The organism is Halomonas sp. QHL1, from assembly GCF_001882345.1.
In the GTDB taxonomy this organism is placed as follows: domain Bacteria; phylum Pseudomonadota; class Gammaproteobacteria; order Pseudomonadales; family Halomonadaceae; genus Vreelandella.
The window spans coordinates 213494-239550 of record NZ_MINL01000001.1; the positions used below are offsets into that span (position 1 = coordinate 213494).

Here is a 26057-nt window from a genome sequence, read left to right on the forward strand (position 1 = left end):
ATGCTGACTCGTTCGCTGGTGCGTTGGAGTTTGCTAATAGCGGCCTGGCTTCTGGGCAGCACGGCCGTGCTGTTGTTGCTGCTCCGTCTGGCGATCAGCCAAACCGATGCCCTTACCCCCCGCATCGAAGCGCTACTTGAGGCGCGTATTGGCGTGCCGGTAACCATCGAACGCCTATCACTTTCTCTCGCTCGAAACGACCTGTTGCTACGCCTTGATGGTGTTAACGCCGAAACCCCTGATGGGCAAGCGCTGTTTTCACTTGAGCATGCGGGACTGCGCTTGGATACCTGGGCGACGCTTGCCAATATGGCACCGATTTTTAGCGATGCGCGCATCAGCGGTATACAGTTTCACCTCTATCAAGGTTCGGGGGCGTCTTTGGAGTGGCCCGAGCCTGCAGAGTTACCGCTACTGATAGCGGCAGAACCCGATGTGGACCTGGCCACAATTGATAGCTGGGCGGGCTTGATTTTGCGCCAACGTGTGTGGGTGGATGACACCCGCGTGGTGCTGCACGGCAAGCACGACACTGTCATGCTGCATGCCCAGACGCTGTTACTGACCGGTGATGAGCGGCGCACAAGGTTAGAAGGCGCTATCAATATCGCGGAATCGCTAGAGCAGGCTCGCGACATTGCCCTGCCCGCCGCTGAAATGAAGGTCGAAATGCAGCCCGGCCGACGTGGGTTTAGCGATTTTTCGGCAGCGCTGCAGCTGGATATTCAGCTTGATCAATTAGTCGTACTGGCAGATATGTTTAGGCCTGATCATGCCGCCTATTTAGAGCAGGCCGGGGGCAGTGCCCGGCTATGGGGGCGTTGGACCAGCGGACGACTTGAAGAGGCCCGCGTTGCCGTCGACGTTCCACAGTTAACGCTTCGCCACCAGGTTCAGTACGCGGTGTTAAGGGACATTAAGGCCAATGGCCTGTGGCAGCGCGACGGCGAAGGGGGCGAGGCGTGGCTAAGCGGCGACGCTGAGAGCGTGGAGTGGGCCCAGCCCCCTGGCGGCAGCGTTGGTCCGGCCTTGCCTCGCTACTGGCACGCTACCCATCAGCCGGGGCTTTGGGAAGTTCGCACCAGTGCCTTTGAGCTCGCCTCGCTGACCGCTTGGCGCGACTATGTATTGCTCCCCGAATCCGTCACGCGAGTATTGCAAACCCTTGCTCCCCGTGGGCAAGTCGAGGGTTTACATATTGGGCAGCAGGACGGCCGCTGGGGAGTGGACGCAGCGCTCTCGGGCGTGGAAGTGTCGCCGTGGCAGCAGGCGCCAGGTGGCGGTCCGTTGGACGCCTGGGTACAGGCGCGTGATTTTCGCGGCCGCGTTCTGTTTAGCAGTAATGGCGATAGTACCCTCTATTTCCCCGAATTTTTTGCCGCTCCCATGCAGCTTCGCCGTGCTGAAGGGGAAGTAGAGTGGGTATATGACGGGCCTAACACCATGGTGAGCGGTAAGAACCTTAGCGTTGACTGGGACGGTGCGCAGATAGCGGGCGGCTTCGGTTTGGTAACGGGTAATCAGCGTGGCCATTTTGGTTTGGATCTTAATTTTAGTGACGTGGACGCTCTGGAACGTCCATTGGCTCAATGGCTGCCGCTAAGTGTGATGGATGATGAGCTGCAGGAGTGGCTGCTCAATGATATAGGCGGCTTCGTGAGCGAAGGCTCTCTGCAGCTAAGTCAGCCGTTAGGCGAAAGGGCGACCGCCAAGGATTTTACCGCAACGCTCGCGCTGGCGGTTACCCAGGGACATTTGCCGATCGCGCCAGGCTGGCCGCGTATTGATGACGTCGAGGGTCGCCTTAAGTGGCAAAATAGGGTGTTAGAAGCTGAAATCGATAATGCACAGAGCCATGGTATCACTGCGTCCGAAGGCGAAGTAGTGATGGCGGATGAGACGCTCAACCTTTCGGGGCAGTTACAGGCGGATGGGCCAGCACTTGTGTCATTTTTACAGGCGATGCCCGAGATTGATCTTACTCAGCTAAATGATTTGCGCGTAACGGGGGATGTTGATGGCGATATTGCGCTCTCGTTGCCGTTAGAAAATCCCGAGGCACTCCAACTGGAAATTAATGCCCGGCCGCGTTTCTCGGAAGTGGTATATCAACCGCTCGACCTACGTCTTCAATCGGTTGAGGGTGATCTAGCCTGGCTTCAAGATGGTGAGAGTTCGGGCCTCGTCGGTGAGGCCGGTGGTCAGTTGCTTGGAGGATCTATCAACGCGGATATTGATACTCAAAGCGACGACATACAGCTGCAGGGAAGTGTCGCTACCTCGGCGCTTTTTGGACTTGCTGGATTAGATAGCAGTCAAGGGCGCATGCCGCTAGAAGGGCCGTTAGAGTGGCAGGGCAGTGTTGCTTTAACGCCAACGCCCACTCTGCGTTTGGAGAGTCGTTTAGTCGGCGTCACCAGCCATCTGCCCGAGCCCTTTGCCAAATCGCCACAGCAGGCTTGGCCCTGGACATTGACCGCCGATTTAGATGCAAAGCGCGTCGAAACACAGTTGGCCGATATCGCTGCAGCGCGACTTCAGCTGCGTAACGGTGCGCTTGCCGGGACACTCAACTTAGGTAGTCAAGCAGATCGCTTGCCCGGCTGGCCCTCTCAGCCAGGTTTTCGTCTAGATGCTACTGTGCCGCGTATTGACCCACTGGCATGGCAGCAGGCGATTGCACCATTGATGACAAGCGGAGCGCCTACGGGAGCTGACGGTGGTGCTCAGCAGCCGCTGACAATGTCATTGTCCACGCCGTGTGTGGTTTACCAAGGTGAGTGTTTGGGCAGTCTTAACGCGTCGGGCGGCATGAACGCTGGCCTGATTGATGTAGGGCTAAGCGGTAACCTGGTTACCGGGCGGTTAGCGTACGATGCCCAATCACTGCAACCGTTAGATGTGACTATTGAAGCGCTGGCGCTAGACCGCTTGCTGGCGTTAGCCAATGTCGAGCATGACAGCGATGCGCCGATGCCAGACTCTTGGATGGAATCGGTCGAAACCCAGCGCCAGGAGCCTGTGGCCATTCCTGATTGGCTAGCCGATGTACCTAATGGACGACTACGCTTAGCCGAAATTGCCATGGGGTCGCGCCGCTTCGGCCCTTTGACCGCCTACTGGAAAACCGACGGCGAGCGTTTTTCGCTTACCCCCGTTGGCTTAACCCTGGGCCAGATTTCGGCACGCGGCGAGCTGTATTGGGAGGGGGATGCTGTTTCCAGTCATACCCGTGCGGACATTACGATTCAGGGCGGGGATATCGGTACCGCCCTTGAGCGCCTTGATCAACCCGTCGCTATGCGCAGCCGTAGTACCGATGTAGTTGCCTCGCTTGACTGGCCGGGGGCGCCCTGGCAGTTGGAGTTAAGCCGCTCAGACGGCTATATCAGCACCGATATTCGTGATGGCAGCTTTGTCACTCTGGATTCGGCGCCTGCTCGTTTAATTGGCTTGCTCAATTTCGATAACATATTGCGACGGCTGCGCTTGGATTTTTCTGATGTTACCGGGAGGGGCACTGCATTTGATCGTGTTCAAGGCACGGCCGATGTTACCGGCGGGCTGCTGACACTTCGCGGCCCATTGCAAATTGACGCCCCGGCCGCCACCCTAACGTTTAACGGCAGTGTCGATCTGGTGACGCGTGAACTTGACCAGCGGCTTGGCGTCACACTACCAGTGTCGCAAAGTTTACCCATCGCGGCGATTGCCGTTGGCGCGCCCATTGTGGGCGGTGCGCTGTTCCTTGCTGACCAGCTGTTTGGCGACGCCTTAGATCGCGCCACGACACTCCATTATCGCGTGCGAGGTCCTTGGACCTCGCCGCAGGTTACTTTAGAAGGCCCCCAATGACCGCATATAAAAGTGATGTAGATACGGCTGCTGCCATCCTGTTGACCCCTGGAGGGCTCGATTTAGACGCCTTGGAAACGGGGCTGGGCTACGCTATGGGCGCGGGCATTGACTACGCTGATCTCTATTTTCAGCGTACCTGGCAAGAGGGCTGGGTGCTGGAAGATGGAGAGGTGAAAGAGGCTAGTTACAATATTGACGGTGGCGTCGGTGTGCGCTCACTGGCCGGTGAAAAAACCGGCTTTGCCTACTCCAACCAAATTACTGCCGATGCGCTAATGGACACCGGTCGCACGGCGGCAGGTATCGTGCGCAGTGGTCAACGCTTGCCTGGGCAGCTGGTTCGTCCGGTTTCCGCCACGTCGCGCTATGCGGGGATTGACCCCTTAGCCGGGCTAAGCGCGGAAGATAAAGTCGCCATGCTAAAACAGGCTGACAAAGTTGCGCGCGCTGCAGACCCGAGCATCAGTCAAGTGAGTGCTTCCCTATCAGGTACCTACGAAGTGGTGCTGGTGCGAGCCAGCGATGGCACCCTGGCGGCGGATATTCGTCCGCTGGTGCGCTTTAACGTCAGCGTTATCGCGGTCAGGAATGGCCGTCGGGAACGCGGCAGTGCGGGTGGTGGCGGTCGTTACTCCATGGCCAAACTGCGCGATGACCAAGTTGCCGAGCAGTACGCCAAAGAGGCGGTGCGTCAGGCGCTGGTCAATCTGGAAGCCGTGGATGCGCCCGCTGGGCAAATGCCTGTGGTGCTGGCATCCGGGTGGCCGGGCATTTTGCTTCATGAAGCCGTCGGCCACGGCCTGGAAGGGGATTTCAACCGTAAGGGCAGTTCCGCTTTTGCGGGCAAGATGGGCGAGCGCGTGGCCGCTAAAGGCGTGACGATTGTCGATGATGCGACACTGTCGGATTGTCGTGGCTCGATGAGCGTGGATGACGAGGGCACGCCGGGCCAATACACGCCGCTTATCGAAGACGGCATTTTGACCGGCTATATGCAGGACAAACTTAATGCTCGCTTAATGGGTATGGCCCCTACAGGCAACGCGCGACGTGAATCCTTTGCCCATTTGCCAATGCCACGCATGACCAACACCGTCATGCTCGCAGGACAAGATGAGCCAAGCGATATTATCAAAAGCGTTAAGCGCGGCATCTATGCGGTCAGCTTTGGCGGCGGTCAGGTGGATATCACCTCGGGTAAGTTCGTGTTTTCTGCCAGCGAAGCCTACCTAATTGAAGATGGTAAGGTGACGGCGCCGGTAAAAGGGGCCACCTTGATTGGTAATGGTCCGGATGCGATGCAGCGGGTATCCATGATTGGTCACGATATGGCGCTGGATACCGGTATTGGCGTGTGTGGTAAAGAGGGGCAGGGCGTACCTGTGGGTGTCGGCCAGCCCACCCTGAAATTGGATGAGCTGACCGTCGGCGGCACGCAGTCTTAATGAGCCGCCTTTAAAGAGCTGTTTTTTAAAGAGCTAATGTTTCGCGCAGGTGTTTAAAGAGCTTGCGCGAGCTGGTCGGCGGTTTGCCCTGCTCGCGTTCCCGCTGGGCGTTGCGAATCAATTGACGCAGCGTCTGGCGATCAGCATCGGGGTGCTCCGCCATAAACAGATCAACTGCCACGTCGCCTTCGTCAATTAAGCGTTCCCGCCATTTTTCGAGCCGGTGAAACGCGTGGTCGCGCTGCTCCTGCTCTTGGTCGATGGAGTCGAACACTGCTTGAATGGCGATGAGATCCTCTTTACGGATTAACTTACCGACATACTGCATATGGCGGCGGCGACCTTCATGGGAGCGAATGCGCGAGGTTTCCTCGATAGCGCGCAGCATATCGTCAGAGAGGGGGAAACGGGCGCGTTCCGCCGGTCGCATGGCAATTAAGGTTTCCCCAAGTGCCTGTAAGGCATGCATTTCGCGTTTGAGTTGCGACTTGCTAGGGCGTTCTTCCTGCTCTTCTACTTCAATGGGATCGGGACGTTGCTTACGCATAGTGTGACTCACAGACAAGATTCGTGGCGGCATTATACCAGCTGCGAGTACAACATTGATTCGCCGAAGACATTCTCTTGAAGGACTTTGGTTTAAAGACATTCGGTTGAAAAAGGAGGCCATATGGCACAGGCATTTGATGCATCCGCGCAGCAGTCGCTATTGATCGCGCGCGCCGAAGAGGCGCTAGCGCTGGCGAAACGCTTGGGCGCTGATGCTGCTGAAGTGGGCGCAAGCGTCGATCAGGGCATCGGCGTTAGCGTACGCCTGGGCGAAGTTGAAACGGTGGAGTTGTCTCGTGACCAAGGCATTGCCGTCACGCTTTACGTAGGCCAGCGTAAAGGCAGCGCTTCATCCACAGACGCCAGCAGTGCCTCGATACAGGCCGCCGTTGAGAAAGCGCTGGCGATTGCCCGCTATACCGGCGAAGACCCAGCCGCAGGACTGGCTGATGCATCTCTCATGGCCACCGAACTGCCCGATCTAAAAGTGCACTACCCCTGGGCACTCACAACGGATGAAGCGATTGAGCTGGCGCTTGCCTGTGAGCAGGCGGGGCGAGACGTTGAGGGCATCTCCCAGTCGGATGGCGCGTCACTCTCCAGCGGCGAAGGGGTACGCGTTTACGCCAATAGCCATGGCTTTTTAGGCACCCAAAAGGGCAGCAGTCACTCTCTTTCGTGCATGCTGATTGCTCAAGATGCGAGCGGTATGCAGCGCGATTACGATTACACTTCTGCTCGCGATCCCAAGGCGCTGCGCGATCCCGCAGAGGTGGGCCGTGAGGCCGCCGCGCGTACGCTGCGCAGGCTCGGCGCTAAACGCCCACCCACGGGTACCTTTCCTGTGCTGTTTGACCCGTCGTTGGCCAGTGGCTTAATTGGCCATCTGCTCGGTGGTTTGGCCGGTGGAGCGCTCTACCGTCAGTCCTCTTTTTTGTGCGACCGGCTCGGTACGCCGCTGTTTCCCGACTGGTTTAGTCTCGAAGAGCGGCCGATGGAGATCGGCGCCACGGCTAGCTCGCCGTTTGACGGCGAAGGCGTACAAACGCGCAACAATCGCTTTATCGACCAGGGCAGCATTGCCAGCTACATGCTCTCTTCTTACAGCGCTCGTCGTCTCGATATGCAAACCACGGGCAATGCCGGTGGGGCGCGGAATGTGCGTTTAGTGGCGCCGCTGCAATCACGCGAAAGCCTGCTACAGGAGATGGGGCGGGGTATTTGGGTGACTGAGTTGATGGGGCAGGGCGTGAACGGGGTGACCGGTGACTACTCCCGCGGTGCGGCAGGTTTTTGGGTCGAAAACGGGAAGGTGCAGTACCCGGTCGAGGAGTTCACCATTGCTGGAAACCTGGAGCGGATGTTTGCTGGCTTAGTGGGTATTGGCGATGACACCGATACCCGTGGCAGTGTTCACACGGGTAGTTGGTTGATTGATGCCATGACCGTGGCGGGTGACTAACAGGTACTAACGACGGCTACTGATCTTCCTCAAAGCGGGCGTCGAACAGCGCTTGGATAGCTTCAAGCGCCTGTTCGGCGTCATCACCTTCGGCGGTGATCGTTAGCTCGGTACCGCAAGGGGCGGCAAGCATCAACAATGACATGATGTTGGCAGCATCAGCCACCTGTTGCTGTTTATAAACACGTATTTTAGCCGTGAACTGTTGGCCGCATTTGACCAGTTTTGTCGCTGCGCGAGCGTGTAGTCCGCGTTGATTGGTAAGTGTTAGTTTACGTTCTGGCACCCTGGTTCCTTTTCGCCGAGTGGTGTCATTAATGGATAGACGCGCTTAAGAGGTCTCTGGCCGCTCGTTAGTTGTAGAAGTGCTGACGAGGGGAGCGGTCGACTGTTCGCTTAAGGTGTAGTGCAGCCCCAGTTCGCGATGGCGGAGTTGAACGTCGCCCATGCTAGGAGCCAATTTTTCCGCTAACTTCTCGACCATATAGACCGAGCGGTGCTGGCCACCGGTACAGCCAATCGCGATAGTCATGTAGCTTCGCTGGCTATTCTGGTAAGCGGGTAGCCAACGCTCTAGCCAGGCCAGAATATCGTTGCTCATGGCGTCAACGATTGGGTAGCTGCTCAAAAAGGCCACAATTTCGGCGTCGCGGCCATTGAACTGGCGCAACGTTGGATCCCAATAAGGGTTCGGCAGACAGCGCACATCGAAGACTAAATCAGCGTCTAAGGGCACACCGCGTTTGTAACCAAACGACTCAAGCGTCAGCGTTAGTTTATCATGCTGCTGATGCGCTACCTGGTCGGTAATACGACGGCGTAAATCGTGTACCGATAACCGTGAAGTATCGATTAATAGGTCGGCTAGGTCGCGAATATCCTCCAGCGTCTTCTCTTCTTTATTGATAGCTTCTTCTAAGGTCATCTCACTGTCACGGGTCAGCGGATGACGGCGCCGCGTCGCGGAGTAACGCTCAAGCAGTATGCGTGCATCGGTCGTCAGATAAATGACTTGGAAGTCGATTTTACGCTGGCGCAACTCTTCTAACAATGAGGGCAGGCGCTCCAGTGCTCCCGGTAAATTACGGGCATCAATACTGACCGCCAAATGAGCCCGGTCGCCCTGGTCGCGTAATTCGTCCACCAACGACCCCAGTAGCATAGCGGGGAGGTTATCAATCGCGTAGTAGCCAAGATCTTCCAGCGCCTGTAGGGCGATAGATTTGCCTGACCCGGAGCGGCCGCTAATAATCACCAGTTGCATAGAGTCTCTCTTTGCTTTGGTCAAGCTGCGTTGGAGGTGGTGAGCGACATATTAACCTGCCTTGGCCGAGACGTATGTCTTAAGCAGGTTTTAGACCGGTTAGGTCGTAGATTGCTCACGAATTTTGGCGGTAATGAGCTCAAGTAATTCGCGCTGACTGGCTGCTTTACGCAGCTGCTGGCGTGTATCCCCATCATTCATGATGGTCGCTACTTGGCCGAGCAATGAAAGGTGTGTGTCATCTGCTTCTTCGGGTACCAGGAGTACGAACACCAGGTCTACCGGGTCGCCGTCTATAGCGTCAAAATCAATCGCTTCTGCGAGTTTTAAAAAACCAGCGATAGGGGCGGTGCAGTGGGGGCTACGCGCATGGGGAATAGCCACGCCGTTACCGATACCCGTACTGCCTAAGCGCTCGCGGCCGATTAAACGGCTAAACACTTCTTGGCTGTCCAGGCTAGGAATATTTTGGGCGATAAAGGTGCTGTAAAACTCCAGCACCCTTTTTTTGCTGCCCCCGGGCACGTCAAACAGAACGCGCTCCGGGGGGAGTATGGTTTCCAACGTCATTGAATTAACGCACACCGGCGCCTTGGGCGCGAGCTTGTGCTTTTTCCTTGTGTTTAACGAGTTGACGATCAATTTTGTCCGCTAGCGCGTCGATAGCGGCGTACATATCACTGTCCAGGGCTTCCGCATGTAAGTCTGCACCTGCGGCATGCAGCGTACAGGCGGCCTGCTGGCGCTCTTTCTCCACTGATAAGGTGACTTGCACCGTGGTTATATTGTCGTAATGGCGCTCTACACGCTCAAGCTTTTCGTTGACATAGTCACGCAAGGCGTCAGTCAGATCTACGTGATGACCAGTGATATTTACTTGCATTGACGTGCTCCTTATCCATCGGACTGTACTTCGATTGTAACCCTTTTTGCCGCGTTGCAAAGCCCTTGTCGAGAGTTTCCCTGAAACGTTGATTTGGGCTAGCGCAAACGACGCCGTTCACTTGAAGAAGGAATGCCCATGGCTTCACGATATTTCGCCACCGTTCGACGCGCCACTTGAATCCCCCCTTCGCCTAATAGCGTTACTAAGCGGCTGTCGGAAAGCGGTTTGCCGGGTGGCTCCTCTTGAATCAGTTTCTTAAGTCGCGCACGGATGGCGGTGCTGGAGTGGCTGTCGCCATCCTGGCCGCTAACCTGGCTTGAAAAAAAGTATTTGAGTTCAAACACGCCGCGGGGTGTATGGATATATTTTTGCGTCGTTACCCGTGAAATAGTCGACTCGTGCATCTCCACAGCTTCGGCAATATCGGCCAGTATCAGTGGCTTCATGGCTTCTTCGCCGTGTTCTAAGAAGCCAATCTGGCGGGTAATGATTTCGCGACCAACCCGCAGCAGCGTATCGTTTCGGCTGGAGAGGCTCTTGATCAGCCAACGCGCTTCCTGGAGGTGCTCTTTGAGAAACTGGTTGTCCTGACTTTTGTCCGCACGCTTAATCAAGCTGGCGTAGTCGGGCTGAATGCGCAGTCGTGGCAGGGCCTCTGGGTTGAGCTCTAAATGCCAACCTTCATGATCGTGGCGAACGACCAGATCGGGCGTTACATAGCTGTCGTCAGTGTCGCCGTAGGCACTGCCTGGGCGTGGGTCAAGGCTGCGAATCAATAGAATAACGTCGGCAAGCTGGCCGTCATCGAGCCCTAAGCGGCGTTTCAGCAGGCGCATGTCGTCTTTGCCAAGCGCTTCAAGAAACTGCCGCACTAGGCGGCGAGCGGGAACCAGCAGCGGCGTATCATCGGGGAGGGCGGCGAGCTGCAGCATCAGGCATTCACGCAGGTCGCGGGCAAAGATGCCGGTCGGCTCAAACTGCTGGAGCTTGAGCAGAGTGGTTTCCACTTCGCGCTGACTAAGCCCGTCAATGCCCTGGGCACGTAGCCCTTCACGAATGTCGTTGAGAGGCTGGGTCAGGTAGCCGTTGGCGTCGAGCGCGTCGATTAAGCTCTCCGCGACAAGCTGCTCGCGGGCGCTAAAATCGGTCATGGCAAGCTGCCACAGCAAGTGTCCATGGAGGCTCTGCCCGGCTGCCTGACGCTCAAAATCGGGGCCTTCACTGCTGCTACCGCCCTGACTACCCATATCCTGGTAGGTATCTGACCAATCGCTATCTACCGAGAGCTCAGTAGGGATGCTCTCTGACCACTCTTCTTCCTTAGGCTCGCTGACAGCCTGTTCACTAAATTCATCTTCCTGCTCCAGCATGGGATTGGCATCGAGGGCCTGCTGAATTTCTTGACGGAGGTCCAGTGTAGAGAGTTGCAGCAGCGCAATGGCCTGCTGCAACTGGGGCGTCATGGTCAGCTGTGTGCCGATACGCAGTTGGAGAGAAGCTTTCATGACCATCTGAGAACCACTCGTTAATCAGAATGCTCCACCCTAGTGCGAGTGAGTGTCTGGCGCAAGTGCAATAAGCATGCCATTGGTAGTAAAGTTGTTTTAAAGCGCTATTTAGGGGCGATTAAGGCTAAAACGTTACAGTCGAAAATCGGCACCCAAATAAACATCCCTTACTTTTTGGTTGGTGAGAATCGAGGCTGGTGAGCCGCTAGCGATGATTTGTCCATCGCCGACGATGTAGGCGATGTCGCAAATGTCCAGGGTTTCACGCACGTTGTGGTCGGTGATCAGCACGCCAATATGGCGCTGCTTCAACGCGCGAATGATGGTTTTGATCTCACCTACCGAGATGGGGTCAACGCCCGCAAAAGGCTCATCGAGCAAAATAAAGGCGGGCTCTGTGGCTAGCGAGCGGGCTATTTCTACACGCCTGCGCTCGCCACCCGAAAGGCTCATGCCGAGGTTATCGCGGATATGAGTAATGTGGAAGTCTTCGAGTAGTGCTTCCAGACGCTGTTCGCGGTCGCTACGGTTAAGCTCTTTGCGGGTTTCGAGTATCGCCATAATATTATCGGCAACGGAGAGCTTGCGAAAAATAGACGCCTCTTGAGGTAGATAGCCAATCCCCGCCGCTGCGCGCTCGTGCATGGGGGCGCGGGTTAAATCCTCATCGTCGATGCCCACCTTGCCAGCGTCGGATTTGACCAGCCCGACAATCATATAGAACGAGGTGGTTTTACCCGCGCCGTTGGGGCCAAGTAGGCCAACAATGCTGCCTTGGCAGATCTCCAAATTGATGTCTTTAACCACTCGGCGGCGTTTGTAACTTTTAGCCAAATGGTGGGCATAAAGGGTTTTGATCGGCGCGGTGTCAGCAGTTGCCACAGCTTTGCTCCCTATTGTTCAGGCTGAAGGGTCATACGTATGCGCTGGGGCTCGCTGCCGTCAACGTCAGAGCGTGCTTGAATCACTTCACGGTCAATAAAATACTCAAGGCGCCCGCCGGTGAACGTATCCTCTAGCTGGATCAGCTCGGCTTGGTCAATCAGCTCTACGCGGCGCTCAGCGACGTGATAAATAATCCGTCGAGCCCAGCCTTCAGTGGGGCCATCCTGTCCTTCCACTTGATGACGCAAGTAGGCGCGTTCGCCGGTGGATGTCGCTTTCGATAGTTCGCCAGCCTCATTGCGTTCGATCTCTACCCGTTCGCCTCGCAACTGCATTTCGCCTTGGCGAATATCTACATCCCCGGTGTAAACGGCGGTGCCCGCCCGCTGGTCGAGATCTAAGCGGTCGGCTTCTACTTCTACAGGGGCTTGTTGTGACGTTTGGGCCAGTGCCGATAACGGCATCGTGAGGGCAAAAAGAGTGGTGGAGAAAAGGGCTGTATAAATAATGGCTTTCATGGCGGCTCCTCTTAAGGTTGCGTGGCCGGGGGGTGTGTGCCGCGCACATTATCATTTAGGCGGACCTGGCTGGTGTTAAGCCACGCGTCCATACGTGAAGCGCTCATTTGCTGGGGCGGTTGCTGCAGTAATACCGGTGTTTCGCTCCAGGCATGTTGATTAAGACCATCATAATGCAATAGCTCGGTATCAAGCTGCCAGCCTTCATCCGGGGCGATCAGTCGGGCCGAGCCAGACATCAGCAAGGCCTGGGTAGCCGTGTTGAGCGTGCCTACATCGGCGCTCGCCAGCCACTGACGATTCTCACTATCATACAGTACCGCTTGAGGCTCTTCCGTCCAGGTTTCGCTTCGCTGCGGCGTATGGATAAGTCGCGGCGTTTTTAACGACTGCGACACGTTGCCGCTATCCCCGAACAGGGTGATCTCAGCATTTTCCAATACGTGGCCTGGCTCTTGAGCCTGCGCGTCGGGATCGATGCTAATGTCTTGAGGCCCGCGGGGGTCAAGCCATACCAATAGAGCCCCTAAGGCAATCACCAGTCCGGCTAACCAGATGCGTACTTTAAAGCGTTTAACCATTTACTTGCGGCCGTGCAGATATGTGTCGAGCACCGCGCTCCAGTGCCCTTGAGCTTCAAGCAACGTATCGCAGATTTCGCGCACGGCACCGTGGCCGCCCAGGCGTTCGGTGGTCCAGTCGGCGTGGGTGTGCATATAATCCGGTGCGTTGGGTACGGTAATGCCGACGCCACAACGCTTAATAGCCGCTAGATCGGGAAGGTCGTCGCCACAGTAGGCCACTTGCTCAAGCTCGATATCGAGGCGCTGACAGAGCCCCCTTAGGGTGGCCAGCTTGTCTTCACAGCCTTGGTGGACGTGGTCGATACCCAAGGCTGCGGCGCGTTGGCTAACCATGGGGGAATCGCGTCCGGTAATCAGCGCAACGTGTACGCCCACACGTTTGAGAAGTTTTAGCCCATGGCCATCCTGGGTATGAAACGCTTTGATTTCGATACCATCGGCCTGAAAGTAGAGGCGGCCGTCGGTGAGTACCCCGTCAACATCCAGCGCCAACAGGCGTACGCGACGAAGTCGATCAAGTAGCGCAGCAGGTAGGGTCATAGAGCCTCCATATTAGTAAATTCTTAAAGTCAGTAGGGATTGTAGTTAAATAACACCGCTGGCGAGCAGGTCGTGCATGTGTAAGGCCCCAATAGGGCGCTGTTGTTCATCAACCACCGCTAGCGCGGTAATACGGCTCTCTTCCATGATGCGTACCGCTTCGGCCGCCAGGATGTCGGGGCCGATACGCTTGCCCGGTCGGGTCATGACATCATCAACGAGCACATCGCGCAGATTATGGAATTGATCTAACGTGCGGCGTAGGTCGCCATCGGTGTAGACCCCGGCCAATCGCCCTTCGCTATCCACTACGCAGGTAAAACCAAGCCCTTGCCGGGTAATCTCTAGTAAGGCGTCGCGCAGCGGGCTGCCCAATGCGACCTGGGGCAGGCGCGTGCCGTCGTGCATTAGGTCTTTAACGCGTAGCAGTAAGCGTTTGCCTAAACTGCCGCCGGGATGGGAGAGGGCAAAATCTTCAGCGGTAAATCCACGTGCCTCCAGTAACGCCACTGCCAGTGCATCGCCTAGGGCGAGAGCGGCGGTGGTGGAGCTGGTGGGGGCGAGGTCCAGCGGGCACGCCTCACGCTCAACGCCACTGTTTAAGTGCGCATCAGCGTGTTTGGCAAGCGTGGAGTTTGGCCGCCCCGTCATGCTGACCAGCGGTATGCCCAGGCGCTTAAGCAGTGGTAGCAGGGCAGTGACTTCGGCAGTTTCACCGGAGTTAGACAGCGCCAGCACTACATCAGCACGGGTAATCATGCCCAGGTCGCCGTGGCTGGCTTCACCCGGGTGAACGAAAAAAGCCGGTGTGCCCGTACTGGCAAGTGTCGCCGCCAGCTTGCCCGCAATATGCCCCGACTTGCCCATGCCCGTCACCACCACACGGCCTTGGCAGGCGAGGATCAGCTCGCAGGCGCGGTCAAAGCTTTCGTCTAGTTTAGCCTGGAGACCACCAATCGCTGCCTGCTCAATTTGCAGCGTACGCAGTGCGCTTTCGCGTAGTAGGCTGGATGAAGCGAGAGGCTGGCGCATAGCGTTTTCTCTTAACGATTGAAAATGTAAAAAGTAGTAACCGCCAAGAATAACATCTCGACACCGCTTATAGGCAGTAATTGAGCTCGAAACCCCAGGTGGTTTGAGTGATAAGTTGGCCAGAGCTAGGGATTTGCTTACCAACGGTTTTATTAATCAACAGTAAAGCACACTCGCAAAGTAATGCTGTGTGGAGTTATAGTACAATGTTCGATAATGTTTTAGAAACACTGTTTTCTAACTACGGTAGCAGCAAGTAGGGTATGATATTTAGCCCTAGCTACGCCTCGTTAAGAGTCAACTGATCAATGACAGATGCACCCTTTATAGAAATTGAAGACCTTTATTTCTCACGTGGCGATCACGAAATTTTCCGTGGCGTGAATATGACCATACCGCGGGGTAAAGTGACGGCGATCATGGGGCCAAGTGGCACCGGTAAAACGACGCTGCTGAAGCTGATCGGTGGACAGTTAACCCCGGAGAGTGGGCGGATACTCATTGATGGGCAGGATGTTCATAAACTCTCCCGGAAGGCGCTATTCACGCTACGCAAGCGCATGGGAATGCTGTTTCAGAGTGGTGCGCTGTTTTCCGATTTGGATGTGTTCGAGAACGTTGCCTTTCCGCTGCGGGTGCATACGGATTTGCCCGACACCATGGTGCGCGATCTAGTGTTGCTCAAGCTACAGGCTGTCGGGTTGCGCGGAGCGCGACACTTAACACCTGCGGAGCTGTCCGGAGGGATGGCGCGCCGGGTGGCGTTGGCGCGTGCGGTGGCGCTGGATCCCGAGTTGATTCTGTATGACGAGCCGTTTGTTGGCCAGGATCCCATTTCAATGGGCGTGTTGGTGCAGCTAATTAAGCGCCTTAATCAAGCACTGCAGCTCACCTCTGTGGTGGTCTCTCATGATATCAAGGAGACCTTGAGCATCGCGGACTACCTCTATTTGATTGCTGATGGTCAAGTGGTGGCTCATGGCACACCGCAGACTTTGGACGCCAATCAAGATCCGCGGGTTAGTCAGTTTATTCATGGCGAACCCGATGGCCCGGTGCCGTTCCACTATCCTGCTGAGGCATTTTATCGCGATATTTTGGGTGAAGCCCCGGCGACACAGATAGGTAGCTGACAAATTTAGCTTAAATGTACAAATGCAGGGTAAATAAAGGGCAGGGTTAATGCAGTCAAAATTCTCTAACAGCGCCGCGCGGATTACCCGGCTGGGACGCCGAGGGTGCGACTTAATGGAAGCGCTGGGTCGAGCTGGCGTGTTTCTATTTCAGTCGGCGATTGGTCTGCCTTCCCGAGAAGGTTGGCGATTATGGTTGCACCAGATGCACTTTGTCGGCGTTCTTTCGATAGCCATTGTGCTGGTCTCGGGGCTGTTTATCGGCATGGTGCTGGCGCTGCAGGGCTATACCATTCTGGTCGATTTCGGGGCTGAGCAGGCGCTTGGCCAAATGGTGGCGCTTTCGCTATTGCGTGAGCTAGCACCGGTTGTGGCGGCGCTGCTATTTGCCGGGCGGGCAGGCTCTGCGCTTACCGCCGAGATTGGTTTGATGAAAGCGACAGAGCAGCTCACCAGCATGGAAATGATCGGTGTTGACCCGCTGCGTCGCGTGGTGGCTCCTCGATTATGGGCAGGTTTCGTGTCGCTGCCTATTCTTACGGTGGGGTTTAGCGTGGTGGGTATCTGGGGAGGCTACCTGGTGGGCGTTGAGTGGTTAGGCGTCTTTGAGGGTTCCTATTGGAGCAACATGCAGGCCAACGTGACCTTTATCAATGATATTGGTAACGGCATGATCAAAAGCGCCGTGTTTGCGTTGGTGGTGACCTGGATTGCGGTGTTCCAAGGTTATGATTTGGTGCCCACTTCTGAAGGTATCTCCCGTGCTACTACGCGCACAGTAGTGTATTCGTCGCTTGCAGTATTGGGGCTTGATTTTGTGTTGACCGCCATCATGTTTGGCGGCCTTTAATGGCTGGAGCAGTTTCATGAAACGCAGTAAAACCATGGAGTTCGGTGTTGGCTTGTTTATGGTGGCAGGCATCCTAGGGCTTGTGTTCCTCGGCTTGCGTGTTAGTGGATTGACGCTCTCTGCACCCACACAGTCGTTTCAGCTAGAGGCCAACTTTGCCAATATTGGCAGCTTAAAGCCCCGCGCCAGGGTTACTATGGCTGGCGTAACGGTGGGTCGGGTAGAAGCCATTGAGCTGGATACGCAATGGTTCGATGCACGGGTAGTGTTAAGTCTGGATAGCGAGCTTGAAGGCCAGCTCTCAAAAGATTCGATTGCCTCTATCCTGACGGCAGGTTTGTTAGGTGAGCAGTACATTGGCCTGAGCGTGGGCGGCGACCCCGAGGTGTTGGAAAATGGCGACACTATTCGAGATACCCAGTCGGCGCTGGTGCTGGAAGAACTTATCCAGCAGTTTGTGTCCAATATGGCAAGTAACTAGTGTTCCAAATGACAGGCTCCAATCAGTGTAATAACGGGCCCAGTGCAATAAATGGTAGGGAGATAATGGCTATGAATGGAATGAACACAATGTTGGGGCGTTGGTTATTAGGGTTGATGATCGCAATGCTAATGGTACCGCTACAGTCACAGGCCCAGTCTCAAACGCCAGAAGAGATGATTCGCGTTAACGTTGAGTCACTGATGGCTGATCTTGAAGGCCGCAAAGATTACTACGCTAACAACCTTGGCGAGCTCGAAGAACTGGTGGATAGCAATCTCGATCAAGTGGCTGACTTCCGCTACATCGGTGCTAGCGTGATGGGCAGCTATTTTCGCAACGCTTCGCCTGAACAGCGTAGCCGCTTTGTTGATGTGTTTCGCCAGACGCTGATTGATACCTATACCCGCGGTCTGGTGACGTTTGATTATGATGAGCTGCGGGTATTGGATACCCAGCAGGCTCAGCGCTATGACGACCAGGCCAGCGTTGCCATGGAAGTGGTGGCCAATAATGGAGAGGTGTATCCCGTAAGCTATAGCCTGCGGCTCTCCGACGGCAAATGGCGGGTAGTTAATGTGATCGTTAATGGTATTAACCTAGGCCTGACGTTCCGCAATCAGTTTGATCAAGCCATGCGCGACAACAACCGTGATTATGACGCGGTTATTAATGGGTGGTCGCCTGAAGTGGGTGTTGACGAGCTTGAGCAGGGAGGCGATGCGTGACAGCGCTGTTTTCACACCCCGACGTCACGGTTAGCGTAGAGAACGCTACCTTGCTTGTAGTAGGTGATGTGGAGGTAACCTTGGCGGCCGATTTGGCCGCCAGTGGTGTTAAATGGCTCAAGCACACCGAGCTAACCTCGATAAGTTTAGATTTTAGTCTTGTTGAAAAAGCCAGCAGTGCCGCCATTAGCGTGCTGTTTGAATGGCTTCGAATTTGTCGACAGCGCGGTATTCAGATCCAAGCCATTCTTTTTTCAGCTCCGCTACGCCGACTTGCCTCCTTGGCTGAGTTGGATGCTTTGATCGATCAGCCAGCAACTACTCTGGCCGTTTAACGCCTCGGCATCGCCAAGCGCACTGCTTTTCTTTATTATGTCGACCCAATTACGTTCATTAATAACGATGACCCCAAAGGAGTTTTCTGCGCCATGCAACCCAACGAGGTAAAAGCACTGCTTGAATCCCGTATTGACGGATGCCGGTTCCATATCCAGGGTGAAGGCTGTAACTTTCAGGTGATTGCGGTTGGCGATGCCTTTGAAGGTCTCTCTCCGGTTAAACGTCAGCAGCTTGTTTATGCTGCGCTGAGCGACGAGATCGCCTCGGGTGCGCTCCACGCTATTAGCATTAAAACGTTTACTCCGGCGCAGTGGCAAACTGCACCGGAAAACGTCCAATAACGGTCGCCCCATGGATAAATTAATTATTACCGGCAACGGATCGGTAGACGGTGAAGTGTGGGTGAGTGGCGCCAAAAATGCAGCGCTGCCTATTCTGTGTGCCAGCCTGTTGGCCGATGGCCCTGTGGTAATCGGTAATTTGCCGCACTTGCAGGATATTACCACTACGCTTGAGCTGCTTGGCCGCATGGGCGTTGAACCGGTGATGGGCGAAAAGCTGAGTATTCAGTTGGATGGCTCCCAGGTGACCCAGTGCCATGCGCCATATGAGCTCGTGAAGAAAATGCGTGCCTCGATCCTGGTACTGGGCCCTCTGCTTGCCCACTTCGGGAAAGCCGATGTGTCGCTACCCGGCGGTTGCGCCATTGGCTCGCGCCCGGTTGATTTACACATTCGCGGTTTAGAAGCCATGGGGGCGGAGATTCGCGTTGAGGCCGGCTATATCCGCGCGCGGGTCGACGGTCGTCTAAAAGGGGCGACTATCTACTTTGATACCGTGACAGTGACCGGTACTGAAAACCTGCTGATGGCGGCGACTCTTGCCGATGGCAAAACCGTTCTAGAAAACGCTGCCCGCGAGCCTGAAATCGTCGACTTGGCAGAGTGCTTGATCAAGATGGGCGCTAAAATAAGCGGTCAAGGCACTGATACCATTACTATCGAAGGCGTCGAAAAACTGCACGGTTGCGAACACGATGTCATGCCCGATCGTATCGAGACTGGCACGTTTTTAGTCGCCGCTGCCATGACTGGCGGGCGGGTAAAGGTCAAGCGCACTCGGGCCAATATTCTGGATGCGGTCATCGCCAAGCTGGAAGAGGCGGGTGCTGAAGTCACCAGTGGCGACGACTGGATTGCCCTGGATATGCACGGCAAGCGTCCCAAGGCGGTAAATATTCGTACCGCGCCTTATCCTGCTTTCCCTACCGACATGCAGGCGCAGTTCGTTGCCATGAATGCGGTGGCCGTGGGGCACTCTCGGGTAGTCGAGACTATCTTCGAAAATCGCTTTATGCACGTTCAAGAGCTAAACCGCATGGGCGCCAATATCGTGCTGGAAGGCAACACCGCTTTGATTGAAGGGGTCGATAAGCTTTCCGGGGCGCCGGTAATGGCAACCGACCTGCGCGCGTCGGCTTCGCTGGTGATTGCTGCCATGATGGCCGAGGGCGAAACACTTGTAGACCGCATCTATCACATTGACCGCGGCTACGAGTGTATCGAAGAGAAATTGCAGCTACTGGGTGCGCGTATTCGCCGTATTCCTGGCTAGACCATTTCTGCTAAGCCCCTGCATGCTAATAACCACTGGGCGACACGATGAGTAAGCAACTGATTTTAGCCCTCTCGAAGGGTCGTATTCTGGAAGAGACACTGCCGCTGCTAGCCGATGCGGGTATTACGCCCGCAGAGGATTTAAGCAAAAGTCGTAAGCTGCTATTTGATACCAACTTGCCCGACGTAAAACTGGTGATTATCCGCGCCACCGATGTGCCCACCTACGTTCAACTAGGGGCAGCCGATGTCGGTATTGCAGGTAAAGATGTACTGCTTGAGCACGGTGCCGAAGGGCTTTATGAGCCGCTGGATTTGGAGATTGCCCGCTGTAAGTTGATGACAGCGGGTGTGACCGGCCAATTGCCAGCCCGTGCCCGGCGTCGGGTGGCAACGAAATTTGTTAACGTGGCCCGACGCTACTACGCCGAGCAGGGAATTCAAGCCGAGGTGATCAAACTTTATGGCGCTATGGAACTGGCGCCGTTAATGAACCTCGCCGATGAAATTGTCGATATCGTCGATACTGGCAATACCTTGCGGGCAAATGGTATGGAACCACGTGAGCTTATTGCCCATATCAGCACCCGGCTAGTGGTGAATAAGGCTGCTATGACGATGAAGCATGAGCGTATTAAGCCGTTATTAGAGCGCTTGGACACTGCGGTCAAAAAGCGTCAGGCCCAGCTTGCCGAATGATGTGAGGTGACCCATGAGTGAACCCATGAGCAAACAGACGACTGCGACGATTTCACGGCTATCGACAAGCGATGCTGCCTTTAACCAGCGACTTGATGAACTGTTAGATTGGGAAGGGGTGTCTGACAAAGCGGTGCAGGCGCGGGTCGAAGGAATTCTTGCCAGCGTAAAGCAGCGCGGCGATGCGGCGGTAGTGGAAGCCACGAACCGCTTTGACCGGCTTTCTGCTACCTCTATGGACGAACTGCAGTTGACACCCGAGCAGTTGAAAAAAGCGTTTGATAACTTGCCCGCCGAGCAGCGCGAGGCGCTCTCCACTGCCGCCGAGCGGATTAAGCGCTACCACGAGCGCCAGAAGCCCAGCTCCTGGCAATACGAAGAGGCAGACGGCACGGTGCTGGGGCAGAAAGTCACCCCGCTGGATCGCGCCGGTATTTACGTTCCTGGCGGAAAGGCTGCTTATCCCTCGTCGGTGCTGATGAATGCCATTCCTGCCCATGTGGCCGGCGTGCGCGAAATCGTTATGGTCGTGCCTACGCCGGATGGCGTGCTCAATGAGCTGGTGCTGGCAGCGGCCCACCTAGCGGGAGTGGACTATGTGTTCACGATTGGCGGTGCCCAAGCGGTCGCAGCGCTGGCTTACGGCACTGAAAGTATTCCCCGAGTCGATAAAATAGTTGGGCCGGGCAATATTTATGTGGCCACGGCTAAACGTGCGGTATTTGGTCAAGTGGGGATTGATATGATTGCCGGGCCTTCGGAAATTATGGTGGTTTCCGATGGACAGACCGATCCCGATTGGCTGGCGATGGATCTATTTTCTCAAGCCGAGCACGACGAAGATGCCCAGGCGATCTTGGTGAGCTGGGATGCTGAGCACATAGATGCCGTTGAAGCGGCCATTGAGCGGCTGCTGCCGACCTTAGAGCGCGAAGAGATCGTGCGTGAGTCGCTGCGTAAGCGAGGAGCGTTGGTGCTCTGCCAGGACGCCCAAGAGGCGATTACGCTGATTAACCGGATCGCTCCTGAACACCTGGAGCTTTCGATTGCTGCCCCGGAAACGTGGTTAGACGATATTCGCCATGCTGGCGCCATCTTTATGGGACGTTACACCGCCGAAGCGCTGGGTGATTACTGTGCTGGACCAAATCACGTGCTGCCTACCTCTGGCACGGCGCGTTTCTCTTCACCGCTGGGGGTTTACGATTTCCAGAAGCGCTCTTCGATTATTCACTGCTCCGCAGACGGCGCTTCTGAGCTGGGTAAAATCGCCTCGGTATTGGCGCGGGGTGAGTCGTTGACCGCCCACGCCCGCTCAGCGGAGTACCGGATTAACGATTGATACGACCGCTATGGCCAGCGCGCTCATATCACTAGCCGTGTATTAGTAGCTGGACGATTAGTTACTATGTGTTTGTAGGCATGCTATGAGTCGCGTTGGCCGTGCGTCTCTTCATTAATCGGGATGGTGGGTAGCGGACGCTCTCCTACTTCCAGCGTCATTTCCATCCGTTCACCGCTACGTACGATGGTTAATGGTAGCGAGGTGCCGGGGGCAATAGAGGCAATTTCGCTCATCGTGGAGCGGGCATTCAAAATAGGTTGGCCGTCGACGGCGAGGAGTACATCGCCTGGTTCTAGTCCCGCTTTCGCGGCGGGCCCGCCGCTAACCACGCCTGCGACGATCACCCCTTGAGGTGTTTGCAGCCCAAAGGAGGCAGCCAGCTCCCTTGATAGTGCCTGTGCTTCAATGCCCAGCCAGCCACGAATCACTCGTCCTTGGGTGACCAGTTCATCCAAAATGCTGTGGGCAAGGTTGGCGGGAATTGCAAAGCCAATACCCTGAGAGCCACCTGAGCGCGAGAATATCGCCGTATTGATGCCAACCATTGCTCCTTCAGGGTTGACCAGTGCGCCACCTGAATTGCCCGGATTGATGGCTGCATCTGTTTGGATAAAATCTTCGTAGGCGTTTAGCCCTAAATGGTTTCGCCCTGTGGCGCTAATGATGCCCATGGTAACCGTCTGGCCCACGCCAAAAGGGTTGCCAATGGCAAGCGCTACGTCGCCCACCGCTACGTCGGCAGAGTCTGTCAGTTCAATTACCGGCAAATCGTCCAGGTTAATTCTCAACACGGCTAGATCACTTTCAGGGTCTGTGCCGATCACCTCGGCAAGGGTTTCGCGTCCGTCACGCAGCGCGACCTGGATTTCATCGGCGCCGTTGATGACGTGGTGATTGGTAAGCACGTAGCCGTCCTCGCTGACAATAACGCCAGAACCCAAACTTGAGAGCATGCGCTGGTGGGTCGTTGCGTCATCGCCCTGGTTATCAAAAAATTGCTGAAAAAACGGATCTGACATCAGCGGGTGCTGGTCGCGCTCAACAATGCGCGAAGAGTAAATATTTACCACCGCTGGCGCGGCTTGCTCCACTGCCTGTGCGTAACTGACGGGCCCATCGTTGCGGGAAAGCGGCGCTGCCTGGTGAATTTCCGGTGCAGGGCGATTGGGATTCGGCTCTGCTACTGTAGGAATCGTAGAAATAACCGGAGCGGGAGGTTGAGGGGCTTGTGGTGATGACTCACGAAACGGGTTGGGCAGCTGCTCGGGGAGCGCAAATAGGATCACCAAAGCGAGCAGCACGCCAGTGATAATAGGCCATAGGTAAGGCAGCACGTAGCGTCGCATGCAATCAATTCCTTAACGGGTCGGTCTCGCTGTTCGCGATAAAAAGCAGCGAGTTTTACAATGGTTTTATGGTAACACTTTCTTAGCAAGTACCTCACGGGTGCAGTTAAATCAATAAAGGACTCAATATGATTCATCGTGACCAATTAGTGGCGGCCTGTGACCATCAGTTACGTGCGTCTGAATTTAAAGATTTTACGATTAACGGTTTACAGGTGGCGGGTGGCGAGCACGTCAAGCGCATCATGACGGGCGTGACTGCCTGCCAGGCCCTGCTGGACGAAGCCGTGGCTTGGCAAGCGGATATGGTACTGGTGCATCACGGCTACTTTTGGAAAAACGAGCCCGTGGCGATTACCGGCATGAAGCAGCGGCGGATTAAAACCCTGCTTGATCATGACATTAGCCTGTTAGCGTATCATCTGCCCCTGGATGCCCATGCAGAGATGGGCAACAACGCTGAGTTGGCCCGACGCCTGGGGTGGAAAGTAGAGGGGTGTATTGATGGCGAATTGGGGGAGGGGCTTTTGTGGTCAGGGCGATTACCGCAGCCACATTCTGTCGGCGAGCTGGCGGCGCAAATAGCGCAAACCTTACAGCGTGAGCCTTTGGTCATTGAAGCCCCACAAGTGGGGGATATTGAGCGTATCGCCTGGTGCACCGGTGGTGCACAGGACATGATCACCGCCGCCTTTGAGGCCGGCGCGCAGGCCTTCGTTTCAGGTGAAATATCTGAACGAACTACCCACTTGGCGCGGGAAATGGGGATTCACTATATCGCCGCGGGACATCATGCCACTGAGCGTTATGGGGTTCAGGCGCTTGGCGAATGGCTAAGCGATGAGTACGACGTCGAACACCGCTTTGTGGATATTGATAATCCTGCTTAACATATTAAATGCCCCGGATCGTTGATGTCAGAAGCCGGGGCAAAGCAGTCACTAACTATTAGTAGCGCGGTGGCTGGGGTGTCGCCACCTCATTGCCTCTCAAACCAAAATCTTCTGATAGCGTGCCGCCCTTACCATCCGCATAGTCGCGGGGAGTGGCAGGAGTGGTGGCGTCCGCCTTTGTCTGCTGCTCTTGCGTTGAATCGATGCCCGAGAGATCGAGGCTAGGCTGAATGGCCGCGTCGCGTATATTCCACTCCTCTGCGTCCTCTTTGAGTTGAAGCTCTAACTGGTTAGCTTCATCGCGGATATTGCTTAAGCGTTGATAAATGCCCGTTAAATGGCTGCCCACGCTGCTCTTCATCTCGGCAATCTGGTGCTCGCGTTCGAGCAGCTTTTGACGCATGGAAGCAGCCTCACGCTGGCTTTTGCTGAATAGGCGGTAGCAGCCTAATCCAACAATCACACCGACGATAAAACCGATAATGGCAAAGGTTAATGGTGAGCTTGCGTCCACAGTGTTCTCCCTGGCGCCTTGAATAAATAGTTAGGCTGCATTAGCTGGCAGCTTAAGAAATCAAACAGGCTGCCATTATAGGCGTCAGTCAGCCGGTTGGGTCAATCCACTCATGCGCTTAGATGACTCTGCGGGTATAATCGCAGTCTTCTTAAGGTTGCCAGTGGTTGTGCTGGTTACTGCCTTACATGTTGTGGGAGGCGATTGCATGTCATCAACATCTGCGGGTAGGGCAGCGTCAAAAACGCGCCTTGCATCGCCAATAGAGCGCTATCGAGCGGACTTAGAGCGCGATGATTTTCAATATGATGCAGCCCAGGAGTTGGCGGTAAAGCATTTGCAGCGGCTTTATGACGAGCTCGTCGCTGCGCCAACAACCGTCCCCAAAGCGCTGGTCGCTAATAAAGGGCTGCACAAAGGCTTAAAAGCCAAAATGGCGGGGTTGATGGGTAAGAAGTCCTCGTCATCTGATGAGCCTGTCTTGCCTCAAGTTAAGGGGCTCTATTTTTGGGGCGGGGTAGGGCGTGGTAAGACCTACTTGGTCGATACCTTTTATGAAGCCTTACCCTTTCCCGACAAAATGCGTACCCATTTTCACCGTTTTATGCAGCGCGTCCATAATGAGCTGACCCACTACAAAGGTGAAAAGAATCCGCTGGCCCTCATCGCGGGTAAATTTGCCACCGAGGCCCGGGTTATCTGTTTTGATGAGTTTTTTGTCAAAGATATTACCGATGCAATGATTCTTGCCAACCTGCTGGAGGCGCTGTTCGAGCGTGGGGTGGTGTTGGTAGCGACCTCTAACATCGTGCCTGATGATTTATATAAAGATGGCCTGCAGCGGGCGCGCTTTCTGCCAGCCATTGAGCTTGTGAACCGCCATTGTGAGGTGGTTAACGTCGATTCTGGGGTCGATTATCGATTGCGCGCGCTAGAGCGAGCGGCCATTTTTTACTCGCCGCTAGACGAGGCGGCAGAGCGCGAGCTAGCGCGCAGCTTTCGGGAAATAGCCGGGCATGAGGGGGAGACAGAGGCGTCGCTAGAGGTAAATCATCGCGTGTTGAAAACGCGTCGGCTGCATGACGACGTCGCTTGGTTTGAGTTTGTCGAGCTCTGCGATGGGCCGCGGAGTCAAAACGATTATATTGAACTAGCCCGCGAGTTCCATACGGTGCTGGTTTCCAATGTGACGTGTATGGATGCCAAACAGGATGATCAGGCGCGCCGCTTCATTAATATGGTCGATGAGTTTTATGATCGTGGCGTCAAGCTACTGATGTCCGCGGAAGCGCCGATTGAAGAGCTTTATCGCGATGGCAAGCTAACGTTCGAGTTCCAGCGGACTCTCTCTCGTCTGCAAGAGATGCAGTCCAAGGAGTACTTGGCGCTGGCGCACAAGCCCTAGGGCCTTACGGGGCGTCGGCTAAGTAAAAAAGTCACAATACGGCTTAACTTGTCACTAGCCTTACTGTAGAATGCCGCCTCGCTGCATGTTGCTGGGTTAAACCAGCAACCAAAAAGAATAGGGATGGTGCTTCGCCGTATAACGGTGTAAGTCACCCAATACATTTAATCTGGTGAT

At 55.4% G+C, this 26057-nt stretch carries 27 protein-coding genes; 14 read left to right on the forward strand and 13 right to left on the reverse strand.

Annotated elements, in window-relative coordinates:
- Together QHL1GM_RS00960 and tldD are read left to right on the forward strand one after the other, a co-directional pair.
- A complete protein-coding gene (locus QHL1GM_RS00960; protein ID WP_071692804.1) occupies positions 1–3855 on the forward strand; it encodes a YhdP family protein in 3855 nt (1284 codons plus the stop codon).
- Positions 3852–5303, forward strand: a complete 1452-nt coding sequence (gene tldD / locus QHL1GM_RS00965) for a metalloprotease TldD (protein WP_071692805.1) — start codon at positions 3852–3854, stop codon at positions 5301–5303. The genes QHL1GM_RS00960 and tldD overlap by 4 nt, the downstream gene beginning before the upstream one ends.
- Before the next feature lie 25 nt (positions 5304–5328).
- Here the strand turns inward: tldD and yjgA are convergent, their stop codons facing one another.
- Entirely contained in the window at positions 5329–5850 is a 522-nt protein-coding gene (gene yjgA, locus QHL1GM_RS00970) for a ribosome biogenesis factor YjgA (RefSeq protein ID WP_071692806.1), read from the reverse strand.
- A gap of 123 nt (positions 5851–5973) precedes the next feature.
- Between yjgA and pmbA the strand changes: the two genes are divergently transcribed.
- Positions 5974–7314, forward strand: coding sequence for a metalloprotease PmbA (gene pmbA, locus QHL1GM_RS00975; protein WP_071692807.1), 1341 nt, complete (start codon positions 5974–5976; stop codon positions 7312–7314).
- Positions 7315–7330: 16 nt separating this feature from the next.
- On the opposite strand, the gene QHL1GM_RS00980 is transcribed toward pmbA, so the two are convergent.
- The 10 genes from QHL1GM_RS00980 to QHL1GM_RS01025 all read right to left on the reverse strand — a co-directional run bounded on the left by QHL1GM_RS00980 (position 7331) and on the right by QHL1GM_RS01025 (position 14531).
- Entirely contained in the window at positions 7331–7600 is a 270-nt protein-coding gene (locus QHL1GM_RS00980; protein ID WP_071692808.1) for an HPr family phosphocarrier protein, read from the reverse strand.
- A gap of 45 nt (positions 7601–7645) precedes the next feature.
- Positions 7646–8578, reverse strand: a complete 933-nt coding sequence (gene rapZ / locus QHL1GM_RS00985; RefSeq protein ID WP_083570939.1) for an RNase adapter RapZ — start codon at positions 8576–8578, stop codon at positions 7646–7648.
- A gap of 99 nt (positions 8579–8677) precedes the next feature.
- Entirely contained in the window at positions 8678–9148 is a 471-nt protein-coding gene (locus QHL1GM_RS00990; RefSeq protein ID WP_071692810.1) for a PTS sugar transporter subunit IIA, read from the reverse strand.
- 4 nt (positions 9149–9152) lie between these two features.
- Positions 9153–9461, reverse strand: coding sequence for a ribosome-associated translation inhibitor RaiA (raiA, locus tag QHL1GM_RS00995; RefSeq protein WP_071692811.1), 309 nt, complete (start codon positions 9459–9461; stop codon positions 9153–9155).
- A gap of 98 nt (positions 9462–9559) precedes the next feature.
- Complete coding sequence (locus QHL1GM_RS01000) at positions 9560–10975, reverse strand: RNA polymerase factor sigma-54 (RefSeq protein WP_071692812.1); 1416 nt, start codon at positions 10973–10975, stop codon at positions 9560–9562.
- A gap of 129 nt (positions 10976–11104) precedes the next feature.
- Positions 11105–11854, reverse strand: coding sequence for an LPS export ABC transporter ATP-binding protein (gene lptB, locus QHL1GM_RS01005; protein WP_083570940.1), 750 nt, complete (start codon positions 11852–11854; stop codon positions 11105–11107).
- Between the two features lie 11 nt (positions 11855–11865).
- Entirely contained in the window at positions 11866–12375 is a 510-nt protein-coding gene (lptA, locus tag QHL1GM_RS01010; RefSeq protein ID WP_071692813.1) for a lipopolysaccharide transport periplasmic protein LptA, read from the reverse strand.
- A gap of 11 nt (positions 12376–12386) precedes the next feature.
- The gene (gene lptC, locus QHL1GM_RS01015; protein ID WP_071692814.1) at positions 12387–12956 is read right to left on the reverse strand and encodes an LPS export ABC transporter periplasmic protein LptC; all 570 of its coding nucleotides are present in this window, start codon (positions 12954–12956) and stop codon (positions 12387–12389) included.
- Positions 12957–13499, reverse strand: a complete 543-nt coding sequence (locus QHL1GM_RS01020) for an HAD family hydrolase (protein WP_071692815.1) — start codon at positions 13497–13499, stop codon at positions 12957–12959.
- Positions 13500–13544: 45 nt separating this feature from the next.
- Positions 13545–14531, reverse strand: coding sequence for a KpsF/GutQ family sugar-phosphate isomerase (locus tag QHL1GM_RS01025; protein ID WP_071692816.1), 987 nt, complete (start codon positions 14529–14531; stop codon positions 13545–13547).
- Positions 14532–14839: 308 nt separating this feature from the next.
- On the opposite strand from QHL1GM_RS01025, the gene QHL1GM_RS01030 reads away from it, so the two are divergent.
- The 9 genes from QHL1GM_RS01030 (at position 14840) to hisD (ending at position 21719) form a co-directional block, all read left to right on the forward strand.
- A complete protein-coding gene (locus tag QHL1GM_RS01030; RefSeq protein ID WP_071692817.1) occupies positions 14840–15664 on the forward strand; it encodes an ATP-binding cassette domain-containing protein in 825 nt (274 codons plus the stop codon).
- A gap of 49 nt (positions 15665–15713) precedes the next feature.
- Complete coding sequence (mlaE, locus tag QHL1GM_RS01035) at positions 15714–16514, forward strand: lipid asymmetry maintenance ABC transporter permease subunit MlaE (protein WP_071692818.1); 801 nt, start codon at positions 15714–15716, stop codon at positions 16512–16514.
- A 16-nt stretch (positions 16515–16530) separates the two neighbouring features.
- Positions 16531–16995, forward strand: a complete 465-nt coding sequence (mlaD, locus tag QHL1GM_RS01040) for an outer membrane lipid asymmetry maintenance protein MlaD (RefSeq protein ID WP_071692819.1) — start codon at positions 16531–16533, stop codon at positions 16993–16995.
- Between the two features lie 71 nt (positions 16996–17066).
- Positions 17067–17723 carry a phospholipid-binding protein MlaC gene (locus tag QHL1GM_RS01045; protein WP_071692820.1) on the forward strand — a complete coding sequence of 219 codons (657 nt, stop codon included), beginning with the start codon at positions 17067–17069 and terminating at the stop codon, positions 17721–17723.
- Positions 17720–18058 carry a lipid asymmetry maintenance protein MlaB gene (locus QHL1GM_RS01050; protein WP_071692821.1) on the forward strand — a complete coding sequence of 113 codons (339 nt, stop codon included), beginning with the start codon at positions 17720–17722 and terminating at the stop codon, positions 18056–18058. Before QHL1GM_RS01045 ends, QHL1GM_RS01050 begins: the two co-directional genes overlap by 4 nt.
- A 93-nt stretch (positions 18059–18151) precedes the next feature.
- Positions 18152–18403 carry a BolA family protein gene (locus tag QHL1GM_RS01055; RefSeq protein WP_071692822.1) on the forward strand — a complete coding sequence of 84 codons (252 nt, stop codon included), beginning with the start codon at positions 18152–18154 and terminating at the stop codon, positions 18401–18403.
- Between the two features lie 10 nt (positions 18404–18413).
- Positions 18414–19676: a UDP-N-acetylglucosamine 1-carboxyvinyltransferase gene (murA, locus tag QHL1GM_RS01060; protein WP_071692823.1), complete on the forward strand. Its 1263-nt coding sequence runs from the start codon at positions 18414–18416 to the stop codon at positions 19674–19676.
- Between the two features lie 47 nt (positions 19677–19723).
- A complete protein-coding gene (gene hisG, locus QHL1GM_RS01065) occupies positions 19724–20377 on the forward strand; it encodes an ATP phosphoribosyltransferase (protein ID WP_071692824.1) in 654 nt (217 codons plus the stop codon).
- Positions 20378–20402: 25 nt separating this feature from the next.
- Positions 20403–21719, forward strand: coding sequence for a histidinol dehydrogenase (gene hisD, locus QHL1GM_RS01070; protein ID WP_254795233.1), 1317 nt, complete (start codon positions 20403–20405; stop codon positions 21717–21719).
- A gap of 83 nt (positions 21720–21802) precedes the next feature.
- Here hisD and QHL1GM_RS01075 read toward each other — a convergent pair whose 3' ends face one another.
- A complete protein-coding gene (locus QHL1GM_RS01075) occupies positions 21803–23068 on the reverse strand; it encodes a Do family serine endopeptidase (RefSeq protein WP_071692826.1) in 1266 nt (421 codons plus the stop codon).
- A gap of 128 nt (positions 23069–23196) precedes the next feature.
- Here QHL1GM_RS01075 and QHL1GM_RS01080 point away from each other — a divergent pair, with 128 nt between their 5' ends.
- Entirely contained in the window at positions 23197–23958 is a 762-nt protein-coding gene (locus tag QHL1GM_RS01080) for a Nif3-like dinuclear metal center hexameric protein (RefSeq protein ID WP_071692827.1), read from the forward strand.
- 58 nt (positions 23959–24016) lie between these two features.
- Here the strand turns inward: QHL1GM_RS01080 and QHL1GM_RS01085 are convergent, their stop codons facing one another.
- The gene (locus QHL1GM_RS01085; RefSeq protein ID WP_071692828.1) at positions 24017–24475 is read right to left on the reverse strand and encodes a YhcB family protein; all 459 of its coding nucleotides are present in this window, start codon (positions 24473–24475) and stop codon (positions 24017–24019) included.
- Positions 24476–24683: 208 nt separating this feature from the next.
- Between QHL1GM_RS01085 and zapE the strand changes: the two genes are divergently transcribed.
- Positions 24684–25880, forward strand: a complete 1197-nt coding sequence (zapE, locus tag QHL1GM_RS01090) for a cell division protein ZapE (RefSeq protein ID WP_071692829.1) — start codon at positions 24684–24686, stop codon at positions 25878–25880.
- Positions 25881–26057: the final 177 nt, after the last annotated feature.

Bases quoted from the DNA above. Each gene is read 5' to 3' on its own strand.
- QHL1GM_RS00960 (WP_071692804.1), top strand. From the start codon at position 1: ATGCTGACTCGTTCGCTGGTGCGTTGGAGTTTGCTAATAGCGGCCTGG.
- tldD (WP_071692805.1), top strand. From the start codon at position 3,852: ATGACCGCATATAAAAGTGATGTAGATACGGCTGCTGCCATCCTGTTG.
- yjgA (WP_071692806.1), bottom strand. From the start codon at position 5,850: ATGCGTAAGCAACGTCCCGATCCCATTGAAGTAGAAGAGCAGGAAGAA.
- pmbA (WP_071692807.1), top strand. From the start codon at position 5,974: ATGGCACAGGCATTTGATGCATCCGCGCAGCAGTCGCTATTGATCGCG.
- rapZ (WP_083570939.1), bottom strand. From the start codon at position 8,578: ATGCAACTGGTGATTATTAGCGGCCGCTCCGGGTCAGGCAAATCTATC.
- QHL1GM_RS00990 (WP_071692810.1), bottom strand. From the start codon at position 9,148: ATGACGTTGGAAACCATACTCCCCCCGGAGCGCGTTCTGTTTGACGTG.
- raiA (WP_071692811.1), bottom strand. From the start codon at position 9,461: ATGCAAGTAAATATCACTGGTCATCACGTAGATCTGACTGACGCCTTG.
- QHL1GM_RS01000 (WP_071692812.1), bottom strand. From the start codon at position 10,975: ATGGTCATGAAAGCTTCTCTCCAACTGCGTATCGGCACACAGCTGACC.
- lptA (WP_071692813.1), bottom strand. From the start codon at position 12,375: ATGAAAGCCATTATTTATACAGCCCTTTTCTCCACCACTCTTTTTGCC.
- lptC (WP_071692814.1), bottom strand. From the start codon at position 12,956: ATGGTTAAACGCTTTAAAGTACGCATCTGGTTAGCCGGACTGGTGATT.
- QHL1GM_RS01020 (WP_071692815.1), bottom strand. From the start codon at position 13,499: ATGACCCTACCTGCTGCGCTACTTGATCGACTTCGTCGCGTACGCCTG.
- QHL1GM_RS01025 (WP_071692816.1), bottom strand. From the start codon at position 14,531: ATGCGCCAGCCTCTCGCTTCATCCAGCCTACTACGCGAAAGCGCACTG.
- QHL1GM_RS01030 (WP_071692817.1), top strand. From the start codon at position 14,840: ATGACAGATGCACCCTTTATAGAAATTGAAGACCTTTATTTCTCACGT.
- mlaE (WP_071692818.1), top strand. From the start codon at position 15,714: ATGCAGTCAAAATTCTCTAACAGCGCCGCGCGGATTACCCGGCTGGGA.
- mlaD (WP_071692819.1), top strand. From the start codon at position 16,531: ATGAAACGCAGTAAAACCATGGAGTTCGGTGTTGGCTTGTTTATGGTG.
- QHL1GM_RS01045 (WP_071692820.1), top strand. From the start codon at position 17,067: ATGAATGGAATGAACACAATGTTGGGGCGTTGGTTATTAGGGTTGATG.
- QHL1GM_RS01055 (WP_071692822.1), top strand. From the start codon at position 18,152: ATGCAACCCAACGAGGTAAAAGCACTGCTTGAATCCCGTATTGACGGA.
- murA (WP_071692823.1), top strand. From the start codon at position 18,414: ATGGATAAATTAATTATTACCGGCAACGGATCGGTAGACGGTGAAGTG.
- hisG (WP_071692824.1), top strand. From the start codon at position 19,724: ATGAGTAAGCAACTGATTTTAGCCCTCTCGAAGGGTCGTATTCTGGAA.
- hisD (WP_254795233.1), top strand. From the start codon at position 20,403: ATGAGCAAACAGACGACTGCGACGATTTCACGGCTATCGACAAGCGAT.
- QHL1GM_RS01075 (WP_071692826.1), bottom strand. From the start codon at position 23,068: ATGCGACGCTACGTGCTGCCTTACCTATGGCCTATTATCACTGGCGTG.
- QHL1GM_RS01080 (WP_071692827.1), top strand. From the start codon at position 23,197: ATGATTCATCGTGACCAATTAGTGGCGGCCTGTGACCATCAGTTACGT.
- zapE (WP_071692829.1), top strand. From the start codon at position 24,684: ATGTCATCAACATCTGCGGGTAGGGCAGCGTCAAAAACGCGCCTTGCA.